Annotated in this window: 18 protein-coding genes; 11 read left to right on the top strand and 7 right to left on the bottom strand. The window is 72.1% G+C overall.

What is annotated here, in order from left to right:
• Positions 1 to 92: 92 nt before the first annotated feature.
• Together ACIP4Z_RS09865 and meaB are read left to right on the top strand one after the other, a co-directional pair.
• Positions 93 to 1292: an acetyl-CoA C-acetyltransferase gene (locus tag ACIP4Z_RS09865; RefSeq protein WP_401306279.1), complete on the top strand. Its 1200-nt coding sequence runs from the start codon at positions 93 to 95 to the stop codon at positions 1290 to 1292.
• 95 nt (positions 1293 to 1387) lie between these two features.
• A complete protein-coding gene (gene meaB / locus ACIP4Z_RS09860; RefSeq protein ID WP_355349662.1) occupies positions 1388 to 2362 on the top strand; it encodes a methylmalonyl Co-A mutase-associated GTPase MeaB in 975 nt (324 codons plus the stop codon).
• 43 nt (positions 2363 to 2405) lie between these two features.
• On the opposite strand, the gene ACIP4Z_RS09855 is transcribed toward meaB, so the two are convergent.
• Genes ACIP4Z_RS09855 through ACIP4Z_RS09835 form a run of 5 tightly spaced genes read right to left on the bottom strand, consistent with a single transcriptional unit; the run spans position 2406 to position 5860 of the window.
• Complete coding sequence (locus ACIP4Z_RS09855) at positions 2406 to 2894, bottom strand: MarR family transcriptional regulator (protein WP_355349659.1); 489 nt, start codon at positions 2892 to 2894, stop codon at positions 2406 to 2408.
• Between the two features lie 55 nt (positions 2895 to 2949).
• The gene (locus ACIP4Z_RS09850; RefSeq protein ID WP_401306582.1) at positions 2950 to 3729 is read right to left on the bottom strand and encodes an AIM24 family protein; all 780 of its coding nucleotides are present in this window, start codon (positions 3727 to 3729) and stop codon (positions 2950 to 2952) included.
• A gap of 11 nt (positions 3730 to 3740) precedes the next feature.
• Entirely contained in the window at positions 3741 to 4391 is a 651-nt protein-coding gene (locus tag ACIP4Z_RS09845) for an AIM24 family protein (protein WP_355349656.1), read from the bottom strand.
• Positions 4391 to 5029, bottom strand: coding sequence for an AIM24 family protein (locus ACIP4Z_RS09840; protein WP_355349653.1), 639 nt, complete (start codon positions 5027 to 5029; stop codon positions 4391 to 4393). Before ACIP4Z_RS09840 ends, ACIP4Z_RS09845 begins: the two co-directional genes overlap by 1 nt.
• Positions 5030 to 5035: 6 nt before the next feature.
• Entirely contained in the window at positions 5036 to 5860 is an 825-nt protein-coding gene (locus ACIP4Z_RS09835) for a DUF2127 domain-containing protein (RefSeq protein WP_355349651.1), read from the bottom strand.
• Between the two features lie 210 nt (positions 5861 to 6070).
• On the opposite strand from ACIP4Z_RS09835, the gene ACIP4Z_RS09830 reads away from it, so the two are divergent.
• Positions 6071 to 6415 (top strand): DUF3817 domain-containing protein, encoded by a 345-nt coding sequence (locus tag ACIP4Z_RS09830; protein ID WP_188281912.1) that lies wholly within the window; start codon positions 6071 to 6073, stop codon positions 6413 to 6415.
• Positions 6412 to 6705: an MTH1187 family thiamine-binding protein gene (locus ACIP4Z_RS09825; protein WP_189873200.1), complete on the top strand. Its 294-nt coding sequence runs from the start codon at positions 6412 to 6414 to the stop codon at positions 6703 to 6705. Before ACIP4Z_RS09830 ends, ACIP4Z_RS09825 begins: the two co-directional genes overlap by 4 nt.
• Before the next feature lie 85 nt (positions 6706 to 6790).
• Here the strand turns inward: ACIP4Z_RS09825 and ACIP4Z_RS09820 are convergent, their stop codons facing one another.
• Entirely contained in the window at positions 6791 to 7777 is a 987-nt protein-coding gene (locus ACIP4Z_RS09820) for a DUF5937 family protein (RefSeq protein ID WP_355349647.1), read from the bottom strand.
• Positions 7778 to 7847: 70 nt separating this feature from the next.
• Between ACIP4Z_RS09820 and ACIP4Z_RS09815 the strand changes: the two genes are divergently transcribed.
• Entirely contained in the window at positions 7848 to 9194 is a 1347-nt protein-coding gene (locus tag ACIP4Z_RS09815; protein WP_391044621.1) for an MFS transporter, read from the top strand.
• Between the two features lie 75 nt (positions 9195 to 9269).
• Here the strand turns inward: ACIP4Z_RS09815 and ACIP4Z_RS09810 are convergent, their stop codons facing one another.
• Positions 9270 to 10385, bottom strand: coding sequence for a peptidoglycan bridge formation glycyltransferase FemA/FemB family protein (locus ACIP4Z_RS09810; RefSeq protein ID WP_355349677.1), 1116 nt, complete (start codon positions 10383 to 10385; stop codon positions 9270 to 9272).
• Between the two features lie 326 nt (positions 10386 to 10711).
• Between ACIP4Z_RS09810 and murJ the strand changes: the two genes are divergently transcribed.
• The 6 genes from murJ (at position 10712) to ACIP4Z_RS09780 (ending at position 16539) form a co-directional block, all read left to right on the top strand.
• Positions 10712 to 12412: a murein biosynthesis integral membrane protein MurJ gene (gene murJ / locus ACIP4Z_RS09805; RefSeq protein ID WP_391044624.1), complete on the top strand. Its 1701-nt coding sequence runs from the start codon at positions 10712 to 10714 to the stop codon at positions 12410 to 12412.
• 42 nt (positions 12413 to 12454) lie between these two features.
• Positions 12455 to 13096: a SigE family RNA polymerase sigma factor gene (locus ACIP4Z_RS09800; RefSeq protein WP_401306274.1), complete on the top strand. Its 642-nt coding sequence runs from the start codon at positions 12455 to 12457 to the stop codon at positions 13094 to 13096.
• Positions 13089 to 14147, top strand: coding sequence for a hypothetical protein (locus tag ACIP4Z_RS09795; protein WP_401306272.1), 1059 nt, complete (start codon positions 13089 to 13091; stop codon positions 14145 to 14147). The genes ACIP4Z_RS09800 and ACIP4Z_RS09795 overlap by 8 nt, the downstream gene beginning before the upstream one ends.
• Before the next feature lie 144 nt (positions 14148 to 14291).
• Positions 14292 to 15563 carry an Ig-like domain-containing protein gene (locus ACIP4Z_RS09790; protein WP_391044632.1) on the top strand — a complete coding sequence of 424 codons (1272 nt, stop codon included), beginning with the start codon at positions 14292 to 14294 and terminating at the stop codon, positions 15561 to 15563.
• Between the two features lie 46 nt (positions 15564 to 15609).
• Complete coding sequence (locus tag ACIP4Z_RS09785; RefSeq protein ID WP_188282203.1) at positions 15610 to 16119, top strand: MarR family winged helix-turn-helix transcriptional regulator; 510 nt, start codon at positions 15610 to 15612, stop codon at positions 16117 to 16119.
• Positions 16120 to 16197: 78 nt separating this feature from the next.
• Positions 16198 to 16539, top strand: a complete 342-nt coding sequence (locus ACIP4Z_RS09780) for a DUF3817 domain-containing protein (RefSeq protein ID WP_355349631.1) — start codon at positions 16198 to 16200, stop codon at positions 16537 to 16539.
• The last annotated feature ends 39 nt before the right edge of the window (positions 16540 to 16578 follow it).

The following is a 16578-nucleotide window of genomic DNA, read 5'->3' as shown; positions in this document are numbered from 1 at the left end:
CACACGTTCCGACGGGTGACCGAGCGGCCTACCCCTCAGTACATTGACGATAACCCTCGTTAACTTCTCTCTTCAGCCGAAGGGGCCGCACCATGACCAGCCAGGCACGTACATCCGTGATCGTCGCAGGTGCCCGAACCCCGATGGGCAGGCTCCTGGGCAGCCTGCGCACTTTCTCCGGGTCGGACCTCGGCGGTGTCGCGATCAAGGCCGCGCTCGACCGCGCCGGAATCGGCGGCGACCAGGTGCAGTACGTGATCATGGGCCAGGTGCTCCAGGCGGGCGCGGGCCAGATCCCGGCCCGGCAGGCGGCGGTCAAGGCCGGCATCCCGATGAGCGTGCCCGCGCTCACCGTCAACAAGGTGTGCCTGTCCGGCCTCGACGCCATCGCGCTGGCCGACCAGCTCATCCGGGCCGGCGAGTTCGACATCGTGGTCGCGGGCGGCCAGGAGTCCATGACCAACGCCCCGCACCTGCTGCCCAAGTCCCGCGAGGGACACAAGTACGGCGCGATCGAGATGCTGGACGCGATGGCGTACGACGGGCTGACCGACGCCTTCGAGAACATCGCGATGGGCGAGTCGACCGAGACGCACAACGGGCGGCTCGGCATCGAGCGCGCCCCGCAGGACGAGTTCGGCGCGCTGTCCCACCAGCGGGCCGCCGCCGCGCAGAAGAACGGCGTCTTCGACGCCGAGATCACCCCGGTGGAGATCCCGCAGCGCAAGGGCGACCCGGTGGTCTTCAGCCAGGACGAGGGCATCCGCCCCGAGACCACCGCCGAGTCGCTGGGCAAGCTGCGGCCCGCCTTCAAGAAGGACGGCACGATCACCGCCGGTACGGCCTCGCAGATCTCCGACGGCGCCGCCGCCGTGGTCGTCATGAGCCGCGCCAAGGCGGAGGAGCTGGGGCTGGAATGGCTCGCCGAGATCGGCGCCCACGGCAATGTCGCCGGCCCGGACAACTCGCTCCAGTCCCAGCCGTCCAACGCCATCAGGCACGCGCTCGGCAAGCAGGGCCTGACCGTGGACGACCTCGACCTCATCGAGATCAACGAGGCGTTCGCGGCCGTCGCCGTCCAGTCGATGAAGGACCTGGGCGTCACCCCTGAAAAGGTGAACGTGAACGGCGGCGCCATCGCCCTGGGCCACCCGATCGGCATGTCGGGAGCACGTATCGTGCTGCACCTGGCCCTCGAACTGAAGCGGCGCGGCGGCGGTACGGGAGCGGCGGCGCTGTGCGGCGGCGGCGGACAGGGCGACGCGCTGATCATCACGGTCGCGGGGAACTGACGGGCCCCGGCCCTTCGGCTCCACGGCTTTTCCGGGTTCTTCCCGGGTCTTTTCGGGCTTTTTCGGTAGTGAGCGGGAAGAGGGAGCGAACAGACGTGGTGGACGTCCTCACCTTGGTCGAGCAGGCGCGGCAGGGGCGGCCGAGGGCCGTGGCCCGGCTGATCTCGCTCGTGGAGGGGGCGTCCCCGCAACTCCGCGAGGTGATGGCCGCACTCGCGCCGCTGACCGGCGGCGCGTACGTGGTCGGCCTCACCGGGTCGCCCGGCGTCGGCAAGTCCACGTCGACCTCGGCGCTGGTCACCGCGTACCGCAAGGCGGGCAAGCGGGTCGGCGTCCTGGCCGTCGACCCGTCGTCGCCGTTCTCCGGCGGCGCCCTGCTCGGCGACCGCGTCCGTATGTCGGAGCACGCCTCCGACCCCGGCGTCTACATCCGCTCCATGGCCACCCGCGGCCACCTCGGCGGCCTCGCCTGGGCCGCCCCCCAGGCCATCCGGGTGCTGGACGCGGCGGGCTGCGACATCGTCCTCGTCGAGACCGTCGGCGTCGGGCAGTCCGAGGTCGAGATCGCCGCGCAGGCCGACACCTCCGTCGTGCTGCTCGCCCCCGGCATGGGCGACGGCATCCAGGCCGCCAAGGCCGGAATCCTGGAGATCGGCGACGTCTACGTGGTCAACAAGGCCGACCGCGACGGAGCCGACGCCACCGCCCGCGAGCTGAACCACATGCTCGGCCTCGGCGAAGCCCGCGAGGCGGGGGACTGGCGGCCCCCCATCGTCAAGACCGTCGCCGCGCGCGGCGAGGGCATCGACGAAGTCGTCGAAGCCCTGGAGAAGCACCGCGCCTGGATGGAGGAGCGCGGCGTCCTGGCCACCCGCCGCCGGGCCCGGGCCGCCACCGAGGTCGAGCACATCGCCGTCACCGCCCTGCGCTCCCGCATCGGCGACCTCCGCGGCGACCAGCGCCTGGACTCCCTCGCCGAGCGCGTCACCGACGGCACCCTCGACCCCTACGCGGCGGCCGACGAACTGATCGCCGGCCTCACCTCGAACGAGCCCCGGGACCTCTCCTGAGCCCCTGAGGCACTGAGCCCCTGAGGCGCTGAGGCCCGCGGGGCTACTTCTCGCGGACCGTGCGGAGGTGGTCGGCCACCGGGGCCATGGCGCGGCGGTAGGTCGCGAGGTCCTCCGGGGCGATGAGGTCGATGAAGTGCGCGCGGACCGCGGCGACATGACGGGGGGCGACCTGGCGCATGGTGGCCCAGCCCTGGTCGGTGAGGACCGCGTAGAGACCGCGGCGGTCGGACTCGCAGTTCTCGCGGCGGACGAGACCGGCCGCCTCCATGCGGGTGATCTGGTGCGAGAGGCGGCTCTTGGACTGGAGCGTGGAGCGCGCCAGATCGCTCATGCGCAGCCGCCGCTCCTCGGCCTCGGAGAGGTTGACCAGGATCTCGTAGTCGTTGTTGGTCAGGCCGAAGGACTGGAGGTCCCGCTCGAGTTGGTACATGAGCAGCCGGCTGACGTCCAGATGGATGCGCCAGGCGCGCTGCTCGTCCTCGGTGAGCCAAGCCGTAGCGCTTTCAGCTTCTGCTGTCACGGTCTCCATAGAGTGAATTCTACCGGCGGTCACACCGCGGATGATCGTCAGGGTAGCGGGACGGTCACCGTCCGAAACGGCCCTGCCCGGGTGCGCCCGCGCCGGGGACGCCGGGTCCGGCCTGTCCCGGCACGCCGCCGGTGTCGACCTCGGCCATCAGCGTCTCGGTGGACTGGAGCAGCACCTGCCCCGCGCCGACGAACTCGAACTGGTGCTCCTCGCCCGACGCCCCGCCGATCCCGGTCATCGCGCGGATACCGCCGAGGACACCGCGCAGATACGCGTGGTCGTAGTGGTGGCAGGGGGACGGGCAGTCCGCCCAGCCGACCAGCGCCTGCGGGTCGACCCGGATCGGCGGCTCCACGAAGTGCACCGCGCCGTTGGACGCGGCCACGAACTTCCCCGTGCCGATCAGCGTCAGAAAGCCGGGAATGATCGACTGCTTGAGCGCCAGCGTGGGCTCGAAGGCCAGCAGATTCCCCGACCTGATGGTCAGATTGCCGTCCTCCAGATCGTACGAATTGATGTCGTACGACCGGTCGGCGAGCAGCATCTTGCCGCGCCCCTGCGCCACCACCCAGTCCGCGGCGTGCAGCGGCGAGTGGAAGCTGGTGGCGACCAGCCGGTCCAGCGGGCCGTGCCCGATCGCGTGGAAGTCGACCTGCCCGTAATAGGCGATCATCTTCCCCTTCTGGAGGAACCACTGCCCGTCCAACTCCACGCAGAAGGCGTACGGGTTGACGTTGTCGTTCACCGGCAGCGTGTACGGGTCGTACACCACGGGACCGCCGCTGTCGCCCGGCGCGCCGCCCGGTGCGCCGCCCCCCGGAGGGCCCCAGCCCATCGGACCGCCGCTCACAGCTTCTCCTCCGACGCCTGTACGTAGACCATTCCCTGCCCGGACAGCTCCAGTTGGAACGCTTCGCCCGAACCGCGCCCGACCATCTCGCGCCAGCCGAGCGCCGCGGACAGCTTGTTGCGTACGTCGCCGCGGTGGGCGACATACGCCTGCGGGTCGACGTGCACCGGGCGCTGCGGGGCGATGGGCAGTTCGATGACACCGCCGTGCGCCATGACGGCGACCGACCCCTTGCCCTGGAGCGTGGTGGTGAACAGGCCCTGCCCGGTGACCTGACCGCGTATGACGCCCATGACACCGCCCTGCGAACCCATGAACATGGTGCCCTGCCGGAGCGAGCCGTCGAAGGCGAGCAGCCGGTCGGCCTCGACGTACAGCGTCTCGCCCGCGAGGTCGATGGAGTGGATGTGGTGCCCGCCGTGCCCGAACATCACCGAGCCGTCGCCCTCGATGGTCATCAGCGGCGTCGCCTCGTTGGCGACCCGGCGGCCGATCATCGACATCACACCGCCCTGCCCGCCGGTGATGCTCGGCGTGAAGGAGACCTCACCGCGGTACGCCAGCATCGCCCCGCGCTGGCTGAACATCCGCTGGCCCGGGGCGATCGCGGCCTCCACCATCTTGGAGTTGATCCTGGTGAACGGCATCAGAGCTGACCCCCGATCGTGGTGCGCTCGCTGGGCTGCACGTACACCAGCCCCTCGCCCTCGAAGCGGATCTGGAAGCTCTCGCCCGACCCCTCGCCGATCACCGTGCGCCAGCCCACGGACTGCTGGAGCTGCTGCCGCAGATTCCCGGTGTGCGCGATGTACGCGCCCGGGTCCACGATCAGCGGCGTCGCGGCCGACACCCGCAACACGATCGCGGGCCCGTCGGACATCACGGCCGCCTGCCCGGTGCCCTCGACGGTCGTGGTGAACAGGCCGTTGCCCTGCGAGGCGCCGCGCAGCCCGGTGAAGGTGGTGCCGGTGCGCAGCGCGGAGTCGGTGGCCAGCAGATTGCTCGCCTCGACGTACAGCTTCTCGCCGTTCAGCCGGACCAGATTGATCTCGGTGGCCCGGTCGGCGAAGTAGCACGTGCCGTGCCCCTTCACCTCCATGACGGCCATCGACTCACCGGTGATCCGGCGGGTGACCAGGCCGCGCAGGCCCTCGCCGCCGCCGGTCATCTTCTTGAACGTCATCTCGCCCTCATAGGCGACCATCGCGCCGTTCTTCGCCTTGACGGTGTCGCCGGTGAGGTCCACGGCGAGCACCCGGGTGCCCTGGAGCCGGAAGCGTGGCATCGCGGATCAGACGCCGTCCGCCGTGGACCGCTGCCGCACCGGCAGCGGCGGCTTGGGCGCGTGGTCGCCCGGCACCTCGCCCGCGGCCTCCTCGACCTCCAGCAGCGACGCGCTCCGGCGCTCGGCCTCGAACGCCTTGTGGCCGCCGCGCAGCCCGAACAGCCGCTTGCCGAGCAGGATGTAGAGGACGGCCAGCACATTGAGCGTGATCGTGGCGACCTTGAACCAACTGACCCGCTCGGTCAGCTCGTAGCCCTCGATCGGCAGGAACGCGGCGGTCGCCACCACCGCCAGATACTCCGCCCAGCGCTTGCCCCACCACAGGCCGAAGCCCTCGATGATCTCGATCAGCGCGTACGCCAGCAGCAGCGCGGCGACGAGCTGGAGGGTGGAGTGCTTGTAGTCGAAGGTCTTGCGGATGGTGTCGACGACCGGCGAGTGGTCCAGGTCGTAGTGGAAGTGCTCGGCGACCGGCTTGAAGACGGTGAGGTCCTTCTCGAACAGGTCGCGCACCGCGTTCTGCGAGTTGCTGAACCGCCAGACCGCCCAGGCGGCGATCAGGACCAGCAGGCCGCGCAGGATCCGCTCGACGGCCAGGAAGCGCAGGATGAACAGGTCGCGCAGCGCCCGGCCGCGCGGCACCTCGGGGGCGCGGTCGGCGGGGCCGGCGCCGTGCGGGTCGCCGAGGACGAAGTCGCCGCAGCGCAGACAGCGCCACACCGTGCCGACGGCGGTGCTCGCGTGCAGCTTCTGCCGCAGGTGGTTCTCGTCGGGCGCGTAGGTGATGTGCCCCTTGCGGGCGCAGTGCCGCCGGTCCCAGTCCATCGTCATCGTGTCTCGGTCCCCGTTGGGTGGTCGGTCAGGTCGTGCGGATCACGTCGTGCGGGTGGTGCGTACGGGTCGTGTCGTGGACAGGGACGCTATCGCCCGTCCCGCGGTTTCCTACCCCCGGGGCGGACCATCGATACGGGCCGGTGATAATGGGGTGGTCTTGTGATCACGTTCACAAGCCTGTTTCCCGTCACCGACAGTGAGGTTCTCGTGGACCTGAAGACCGCCACCGCCCTGCGCAGGCTCCGTCTGATCTCCGCCCCGGAAGCGGTGTCGTTCCTGCTGCTGATGGTCTGCTCGGTGCTCAAGCGGACCACCGACTTCAACGCGGTGCCCGTCATGGGCATGGTGCACGGAGTCCTGTTCGTCCTCTACGTCGTCTTCTGGGCGGACGCCTGGCGCCGCGCCAAGTGGTCGCCGGCCCGCGGCGCCCTCTTCTTCGTGCTGTCCGTCCTGCCCACCGGCGGCTTCTTCGCCGAGCGGATGCTGCGCCGCGAGTCCGAGGAGTCGGTCGTGGCCGCGCGCGGCGCTCAGGGCGAGGCGGTCGGCGCATGATCGTCGCCTTCTCCGTCACCCCGCTGGGCGTCGGCGAGGACGTCGGCGAGTACGTGGCCGACGCCGTCCGCGTGGTCCGCGAGTCCGGGCTGCCGAACCGTACGGACGCGATGTTCACCTCCGTCGAGGGGGAGTGGGACGAGGTGATGGACGTCGTACGGCGGGCCGTCGCCGCGGTCGAGGCGCGTGCGCCCCGGGTGTCGCTGGTCCTCAAGGCCGACATCAGGCCGGGCGTGACGGACGGACTGACCTCGAAGGTCGAGACGGTGGAGCGCCACCTCTCCGAGTAGCGGAGCGGCGGGGCGGCGGAGTGCCGCAATGGCGGACGCCCGGATGGCGGCGGGCGCCGTCAGCGGCCCGTTGTCCCGCGCGCGCTCAGAACAGCCCGCCGGTCGTGAGCGCGATCCCCAGCGGCGTCCGTTCGTACAGCACCTGGTGCCCGTAGCGCCGGGACGCCAGCAGACCGGCGTCGCGCAGCACCGCCAGATGCGCGGAGACCGACGACAGCGCGAGGGCGTGCCGGTGGGCCAGCGCCGTCGTGGTGCTGGGCGCGTCGAGGTCGCTGAGGATCGCGGCCCGGTTGGCGCCGAGCAGCGCGATCATCGCGGCGGACGCGGTCGGCCCGGTCTCGGCCCACAGCCCGCCGATGCCGCGTGCCGGATAGACGACGGTGGGCTGCCAGGGCGGGTCGAAGGCGTTGCCCGCCTCGGGCCAGAAGAAGACGCTGGGCACCAGCACCAGCCCCTGACCGCTGAGATCCGGCAGGTGCGAGGTGTGCCCCGCCGCCGTCAGCGCGCCCTCCGACCAGCTCAGCTTCGGGTGCAGCGCGGTGAACAGCCGCTGCATGCCGCCGTCCGCCAGCCGCCGCGCGTGATAGGCGATGTCCGCCTCGAGCACCGCCCGCAGCCGGGGCCAGTGCGGGGCGAGCAGGGCAGCCCACACATGCTCGTACAAACCGGCCAACTGCCGTACGGTTCCGGCCGGATCGGCGAGCATCGCGCGGCCCCGCTTGCCGTGCTCCGCGCCCGGGGTCTGGGCCAGCGCGGCCTGGATCTGGCGGTGCGCCTCGTCCGGGTCCGTGGCCCGTACGACGTCGAGTTCGTCGTCCAGGGTGCCCAGGGGAGCCTGGGGCGGGGGGTGCAGAAAGTCCGGGGGGTGCCCGTGATCCGGTGCCAGCAGCCACAGCGGAGCCAGGTCGAGACCGGCCGCGGCGGCCCTGACCTGCCGCAACCAGGGCAGGTGGTAGCCGTGTCGGTCCGGCCGGGACAGGGTACGTATCGCCCCCTGGGTCTCCCGCAGCGGTGAGATGGCGAAGCGGCACCGCAGAAGGTCCTCAGCCGCAAATCGCATACGAAACGACATCACGACCCCCAAGATTCGGCTCAGTCCGAAACACTACGATATGCAGTGCTCATGCCACCAGGGTGATGTCATGACAACGGACAGCGAGCACCCCCCACCAGGTGGACGCACCCCATCGCCGACCGGTTCGCAGCCCGCTCCCACCACCCACGGGAAGGGCGACGGCACGCCTCCTACCAGCGGCGCGACCGCCACCGGCGACAGCACCCCCACCGGCTACGGTGCCGTTTTCGCGGTCAGGGAATTCCGCCCGATCTTCGCCGCGCATGTCCTGTCCGTCCTCGGCAGCGTCTTCGCCGAGGTCTCGCTGGCCGTCCTCGTCTTCCGGCAGACCGGCTCCGCCGTCCTCACCGCGCTGATCTTCGCGCTCGGTTTCCTGCCCTACGCGCTCAGCGGCATCCTGCTGTCCGGAATCTCCGACCGGTACCCCACCCGCCGCGTCCTGGTGGCCTGCGATCTGCTCTGCGCGGCCTTCGTCGCGGTGATGGCCGTGCCGGCCACGCCGCTCGCCCTTCTCTTCGTGCTACGCGTGTCCGTCTCGATGATCACGCCGCTGTTCACCGGCACGAGGGCCGCCAGCCTGGCCGACATCCTCCACGGCGACGTCTTCGTGCTCGGCCGCTCCCTGGTGCGGATCGTCGGCCAGAGCTCGCAGATCATCGGCTACGGAATCGGCGGTCTCGTCCTGGTGTGGCTGTCGCCGCGCGCCGCGCTGCTGGTGACGATCGGCACCTTCCTCAGCTCCGCGCTGCTGCTGCGCTTCGGCACCCGCGACCGGCCCGCCCGGGTCACCGGGACCGGCGCCATGATGCGCGACTCGATCGGCTCCGCGGGGCGGCTGTTCCGCAACGCGCGAATCCGCTCGCTGATGCTCATGTGGTGGGTGCCGCCGATGTTCTGCGTCGTCGCCGAGGGCGTCGCCGCGCCCTACGCGGACGCGGCGGGCGCGGGCTCCGCGGGCTTCGGCATCCTGCTCGCCGCGATGCCCGCGGGCACCGTCGTCGGCGAGGTGCTGGCGGGCACGCTGCTCACCCCGTCCGCCCGCGAACGGATCGCCATCCCGCTCGCCGCCGTCTCGATGCTGCCCTTCGTCTGCTTCCTCGTGCACCCCTCGCTGCCGCTGGCGATCGTGCTGCTGCTGATCACCGGGGTCACCACCGCGTACGCGCTCGGCATCGACAAGTGGTTCGTGCACGACGTGCCCGAGGACATGCGCGGCCGGGCCATGTCGCTGCTCGGCGCCGGGATCATGACGCTCCAGGGCGTCGGCATGACGGTCGGCGGCGCCGTCGCGGAGTGGGTGCCGCCCTACGCGGTGATCGCGGGCGCGGGGATACTCGGCACGCTCAGCGTCGTGCCCGTGCTGCGGTCGGTACGCCGTACGCAGCCGATGGGCGCCGCGGCCAGCCCCGCCTGAGCGGCAACGGCCCTTTCGGGGCTACGCGTTGGGCCCGTGAGCCCGTGAATTTGTCAGCCCGTGGCCCCGGAGCGTTCAGCGCCGGGTCAGATACGCGTGCATCGCCCGGTGCAGCGTCTTGTTGACCGCGCCCTGGAGCGGCAGCTCCCACTCGCCCACCGTCTCCACCGCCTCCCCGCCGGTGCCCAACTTCCAGCGCAGCAGCCCGTAGGCGCGCGCCGCCGGGTCGAGGCCGTCGGGCACCCCGCGCATGTCGTAGACCGCCGCGCCCATCGCCTGCGCGTCGCACAGCATCCGCCACTGGAGCGCGTTGCTCGGCCGCACCTCGCGGCGGTGGTCGGCGGAGGCACCCGTCTGGTACCAGACCCGGCCGCCGTCCGGCGCGGTCAACAGCGTGTGCGCGGCGAGGAGTTCGCCCTCGTGCCGCGCGGTGTACAGCCGCATGCGGCCCGGCTCCTCGGCGTTGAGCGCCTCGTACTGCCGCCGGTAGTAGTCCAGCGAACGGCCGAGGTCGAAGCCGTCGCGGGCCTCGGTGACCCGCAGCAGCTCGTGGAAGGCCGGCAGCGCCTCCGGGCCCTCGACACCCGTGCGCACACCGCACTTGGCGGCCTTCTTCACGTTGCGCCGCCACTCCTGGTTGAGGCCGGTCCACAGGTCGTCCAGACCGCGCCCGGCCAGCGGTATCTCGAACACCAGCCGCGGCTGCGCGTCCCCACCCTGCCCGTCCTCGCCGCAGCGCCGCCAACCGCCCTCGCGCAGCCGGTCGGAGACCGCCGCGCCCAACGGCTCGACCAGGTCGGGCAGCACGTCGCCGACCCGGCGCCCGGGGCCCGACGCGTCCTTCAACGTCCGCGCCGTCCACCGCCGGTACGCCAGCGGCGGCCCCATCCGTACCGCGAACGCCCCCGTACCGCGCAGGTGTTCCAGCAGCGGGTCGAGCCAGCGGTCCAGGCGCGGATCGGCCCAGTCCACCGCGGGGCCCTCCGGGAGGTACGCGAACGACCTCCGTACGCCCGGCAGTTGGCGGTACAGGACCAGCGCGGAGCCGACCGGCCGGTCGTGCTCGTCCAGCCAGGCCAGGCTCTCCGCCTGCCAGCCGGACTTCACCCGCGCCCAGGCGGGCGTCTGGAGGAAGCTCGCGGTGTACGGGCCGGGGCGGCGGACGAAGTCGGCGTGCGCGGAGGCGGGCATCGGCAGCAGCCGCAGAGCACCGGTGCCGGTGCCTTTGTCGCCCGCGGCGCGGTCGGAGCCGGAGCCGGAGCCGGAACGCTGGTGAGTGGTCATCGTCAAGGCGTCGTCCTCCGCGCTGCGGGGCGGGCCGGGGCGGCCCGCTCACGAAGGACACGCCCGGCGCGGCCGTCAGGTGACAGAGACTTTTCCGACACCCGCCGTACCGCCCCGCGACTTCCGTCAGCCGTGACCGCCGGGGCAGACTGCGCGTCTGCCCAGGGGACGGGGACCCGCGCGACCAGCCGGTACCGGGCACAGGACGATCAGCGTGAACAGGGGACCGACGGGTGACTTCAGCAGTGGACGGCTCCACGCACCGCAAGGGGCGGCGGGCGCACGCCCGCGACACCAACTCCCTGCGGCGCAGCGGCGGTCTGATGATGGCCGGGTCACTGGTGTCCCGCGCCACCGGCTTCCTGCGGCTGGCGACGATCACCGCCGCGCTCGGCACGGCGGCGGCCGGAGACGCCTTCGGGGTCGCCAACACCGTGCCCAACATCATCTACGCGCTGATGATCGGCGGCGCCCTCCAGTCCGTCTTCGTCCCCGAACTCGTCCGCGCCGCCCGCGAGCACGCCGACGGCGGCCAGGCGTACACCGACCGGCTGCTCACCCTGTGCGCGGTCGCGCTGCTCGCCGTCACCGCCCTCGCGGTGCTCGCCGCGCCCTGGCTGGTCAGCGCGTACGCGCCCGGCTTCAGCGGCGGCCAGCGCGACCTGACCGTGTCGCTGGCCCGCTACTGCCTGCCGCAGATCCTCTTCTACGGCCTGTTCACGCTCCTCGGCCAGGTCCTCGGCGCCCGCGACCGGTTCGGCGCCATGATGTGGACGCCGGTGCTCAACAACCTCGTCGTGATCGCCGTCTTCGGCCTGTACCTCGCGGTCGCGAGCGGGGGCATCGGACACCGGGACGCGCTGCTGCTCGGCCTCGGCAGCACCGCGGGCATCGCGGTGCAGGCCCTCGCGCTGCTGCCGTCGCTGCGCGCCACCGGCTTCCGCTGGCACCCGCGGTTCGACTGGCGCGGCGCCGGACTGACCCAGCCGATGCGGGCCGCCGTGTGGACGCTGCTGCTGGTCCTGGTCAACCAGGGCGCGTACTGGGTGGTGACCCGGCTGTCCACCTCCGCCGGACTGCGCGCGCTGGCCTCGGGCCACTCCACCGGCGTCGGCTACGCCGCCTACAGCAACGCGTACAGCCTGTGGGTCGTCCCGCAGGGCATCGTCACCGTGTCGCTGGCCACCGCGCTGCTGCCGCGCATGAGCCGGGCCGCGGCCGACGGCGACCACGCGGCGATCGGCGCCGACCTCACGCGCGGCCTCACCGTCTCCGGCACCGCCGTCGTCCCCGCCGTCTTCGCCTTCCTCACGCTCGCCCCGCAGATCACCGGCGTCGTCTTCCAGCACGGCGCCACCAGCGAGGCGGACGCCCGCGCCATCGCCTGGATGCTGGTCGCCTTCGCCGTCGGCCTGCCCGCCTTCGCGGGCCAGTACCTGCTCGCGCGCGGCTACTACGCGCTCGGCGACACCCGTACGCCCTTCTTCCTCAACGTCCTCATCGCCGCCGTCAACGCCGCGAGCGCCGCCGCCTGTTACGCGCTGCTCCCGGCCCGCTGGGCGGTCACCGGCATGGCTGCCGGATACGCGCTCGCCTGCACGGTCGGCCTGCTGGCCACCGCCGCGCTGCTGCGCCGCCGCCTGGGCTGGCGGCCCCGCGTCCTGGGCCACCACGTACGGCTCACCGCGGCCTTCCTGCCGGGCGCGGCCCTGGCGCTGCTCACCGCCCACGCCGTCACCGCCCGGCTCGGCGGCGGCCCGGCAGGCGACCTCACGGGCCTGCTGCTGGGCGCCGCCGCCCTGTGCCTGCCCGCGCTGGTGCTGGCCCGGCCGCTCGGGCTCGACCTCGGACCGGTGTCGCGGCTCACGGGAGGGCCTGCCAAGAGGCGCGGCGCGGGGCCCACGGAAAAAAACTCCCGTCCGCCTGTCACATAAGGCCGCCGCCGCGCGTGTAGTTCTGAGGGAGGGAAGAACCACATGACCGCACAGCCAGAACCGGCGGCGGACTTCGACCAGTTCTACGCCGCCACGGCGAAGCGCATGGTGGCCGTCGTCTACACGATCACCGGGGATCTGGGTGAGGCGGAGGACGCCGTGCAGGAGGCGTACGCCAGGGCATGGCAGCGCTGGCCGAAGCTCACCGCGGAGGGCGACCCCGCGCCCTGGGTGCGTACCGTCGCCGTACGTCTGGCGGTGAGCACCTGGCGCAAGGCCCGCAACCGGGTGCGCGCGCACTTCCGGCACGGGCCGCCGCCCGACGCCCCGGCGCTCGCACCCGACCGGGTCGCGCTGATCGACGCCCTGCGCGCGCTGGGCGACGACCAGCGCACCGCCGTGGTCATGCACCACCTCCTCGACCTGCCGGTGGAGGAGATCGCCCGGCAGACCGGCGTGTCCAGCGCCGCCGTACGGACCCGGCTGAGCCGGGGGAGGAGAGCACTGGGGGCCCTGCTCAAGGACGACCCGGCGGACGACGCGGAGCCCGAACCCGCCGCGTACGCGTCCGCCGCCCACGACACCGCCGGTCGCGCTACCGCTACCGCTACCGCCACCGCCGACGACGCACGCCACGCACGTGCGGCGCGCCACCGCACCGAGGAGGTGCCCCTCCATGGCTGACCCGTTCGGCCGCCCGGCCGGTCCCGACCCCCTCGGCACCGCCGACGACACCCCCGCCGCCCCCGCCGCCGACATGGACACCGACATCGGCTCGCACTCCGACATCGGCTCGGACACCGACATCGGCCCGGGCTCCGCCGATCCGCTGGACGAGCGGCTGCGCGGACTCGCCCGCGACACCGAGCCGTTGGTCGTACTCGCCGGGGCTCCGGCCGCCCGCAGGCTCGGCGAACGGCGGCGCGCCCGCCGCAGGACCGGGGCCGTGTCGCTGGTCGCGGCCCTCGCGGTCGCCGTCGGCACCTGGCAGTTGCTGCCCGGCTCCGACGGCCCGCGCGGCACCGGCGCGCTGCCGGGCACCGTCGCGTCCACCACGCCCCCGCCGGAGCCGCCCGACCCGGCCGCCCTGGCCCACCGCCTCACCGACGAGCTGCTGCCGCCCGGCGCCCTGCCGTTCTTCCCGGTGGCCCCCTGGAAGACCCTCGCCCCGGGCACCGCGCTCAAGCTCATGGGGGCCTGCCCGGTACCGTCTCCCGCCGGAGACGTACTGGCCGGCGCGGTGCGGTTGTACGGCGCGTCGGCGGGGGAGGAGGCGGAGTACCTGCTCTACGCGTTCACCGACGCCGAGGCCGCCCGCTACCGGACGGAACGGTTCGGCGAGGCGGTGAAGGACACGTGCGGTGTCGAGCTGACCACCGACCTCGGCACGACCGGTGAGGCCGCCGACAGTCCGGTCACCTACCAGGGCAGCAGCAGAACGGGCACCGGGGTGCAGATCCTGATGAACCGGCAGGGCGCCTACCTCGCCGTGCTGCTGATCCGCGGGCTGGGGAACCCGCTGGGCTCCGGGAGCGACTATGCCAACAAGCACCCGCAGCCGATCGCCTGCATCGCGGCGTCGCTGAACCGGCTGACGGAGGCCGGCGCGCGACCGAGCGCTTCCATGTCGCCGCCGGACGTCTCCATCGACGGCACCAGCGGCGGGGTCGGCAGCGGGGTCGGCGGCGGGTCCACGATGTCGCGCGGCTTCGTCGGCGACGGGAAGTCGTGCTGAGCCGCCGCGTTCTGTCCTGACCTCATCCGCCGCCGACCTGCCCGCCGCCGAGCCGAACACCGCCGCCCCGATCACCGCCGATCCGAACACTCTTCGCCCCGACCACCGTTCGCCCCGACCACCTCTGACAAGGAACCGACTGCCGTGTACCGCACTCGCATACGCAACCCCCGACCGCGGGCGCTCGCCGTGCCCGCCCTCCTGCTGGCCGTGGCGATGGGCGTCACCGCGTGCGGCGGCCACGACGGCGACAAGGCGGGCGGCTCGTCCGACGGCAAGGGCGCGGGCCGGTCCGCGTCCGCCGACTCCGGCGCGCGGATCACCGTCACACCTGCCAAGGACGCCGCGGACGTCGACCCGGCCGCGCCGGTCAAGGTCACCGTCGACGGCGGCACCCTCGGCACGGTCACCGTGACCCCGGAGGGCACGTCCAAGGACGGCGTGACGCCGATCGAGGTGACCGGCGCCCTGGACGCCGCCAAGCACACCTGGACCTCCGACCGCACGATGACCCCCGGCACCGCCTACACCGTCCAGGTCACCGCGGCCGACAGCGCGGGCAAGCAGACCCGTACCACCAGCGCCTTCCGCACCCTGACGGCGGCCAAGGTCAACGGCGTCACCCCGACCCCGCTGAACAACGCGGTCGTCGGCGTCGGCCTGCCCGTCTCCCTCGCCTTCGACAAGCCGGTCACCGACAAGGCGGCCAGGGCGGCGGTCGAGAAGGCGCTGACCGTCACCACCAGCCCGGCCGTCCAGGGCAGTTGGGGCTGGATCACCGACCCGCTGACCGGCATCCAGCGGGTGGACTGGCGGCCGGACGCGTACTGGACGCCGAACACCAAGGTCACGCTGACCGCCAGGCTCAGCGGCATCGACACCGGGGGCGGGCGCTATCTGCGCCGCGACATCCACGACACGTTCACCATCGGCACCGCCCGGATCTCGTACGTCGACCTCAAGGCGCACACCATGCGGGTCACCGAGAACGGCAAGACCGTCAAGAACTTCAAGATCTCCGGCGGCAAGCCCGCCTTCCCCACCTGGAACGGGCAGATGGTGGTGATCAGCAAGCAGTCCACCGTGCGGATGACGTCCTCGTCGGTCGGCATCGCCACCTCCGAGGACTCGGCGGACTTCTACGACAAGGACGTGAAGTACGCGGTCCACATCACCACCTCCGGCACGTACACCCACGCGGCGCCCTGGAACGACGCGATGATGGGCGTGCAGAACGGCAGCCACGGGTGCATCGGCATGCACACCGCGGACGCCAAGTGGTTCTTCGACCGGGCGGTCCGCGGCGACCTGGTGATCACCTCGGGCTCCACGCGCGCCACCGTCGACAAGGGCAACGGCTTCGGTGAGTGGAACCTCGGCAAGGACGCGTGGCGCCGGCTCAGCGCGCTCGCCTGACGAGACACTTGTGCCCACTATGTGACCGACGGGTAGGCTCTTCGCCGTGTCAAAGCCGCTGAGCCTGCCCTTCGATCCGATCGCCCGCGCCGACGAGCTGTGGACCCGGCACTGGGGCGGGGTCCCCTCGATGGGTGCCATCACCTCGATCATGCGCGCCCAGCAGATCCTGCTCGGCCAGGTCGACGCGGTGGTCAGGCCGTACGGGCTGACCTTCGCGCGGTACGAGGCGCTGGTGCTGCTCACCTTCTCCAAGGCGGGCGAGCTGCCGATGTCCAAGATCGGCGAGCGGCTGATGGTGCACCCGACGTCCGTCACCAACACCGTGGACCGGCTGGTCTCCGCCGGTCTCGTCGCCAAGCGCCCCAACCCCAACGACGGCCGCGGCACCCTCGCCTCGATCACCGACAAGGGCCGCGAGATCGTCGAGTCCGCCACCCGCGACCTGGTCGCCATGGACTTCGGCCTCAGCGCCTACGACGCGGAGGAGTGCGGCGAGATCTTCGCGCTCCTGCGCCCCCTGCGGATAGCGGCGGGCGACTTCGAGGAGTCCTGACCTGCGGTCGGCTCCGCGCGTCCCGTCGTCCCCCGACCCGGATGAGCCCGGCATTTCGGGGCGGCTAGGCTCGATGCCATGAAATCCAGCGTGCTGACCCGCTACCGCGTGATGGCCTACGTGACAGGCGTGCTGCTGATCGCGCTCACCCTGGGCGTGATCGCCAAGTACGTGTTCGACATCAATGGCGCGGGCACCTTCACCAGCGCGGTGGGCTTCGCCCACGGCTGGCTCTATGTCGTTTACCTCGTTATGGCCTTCGACCTGTGCAACAAGGCGAAGTGGCCGATCGGCCGGATGGCCTGGGTGCTGCTGGCGGGCACCGTCCCGACCGCCGCGTTCTTCGTGGAGCGCCGCGTGACGCGTGAGCTGGCGCCGAAGGTGATCCAGCCGGAGAAGCCCGAGCCCGTCAACGCCTGAGCCTGTCGACGCCTGAGCCCGTCGACCGCCTGGGCGCGT

The organism is Streptomyces sp. NPDC088910, from assembly GCF_044749865.1.
Classification (GTDB): domain Bacteria; phylum Actinomycetota; class Actinomycetes; order Streptomycetales; family Streptomycetaceae; genus Actinacidiphila.
This window is presented reverse-complemented; position numbering and strand designations above follow the sequence as displayed.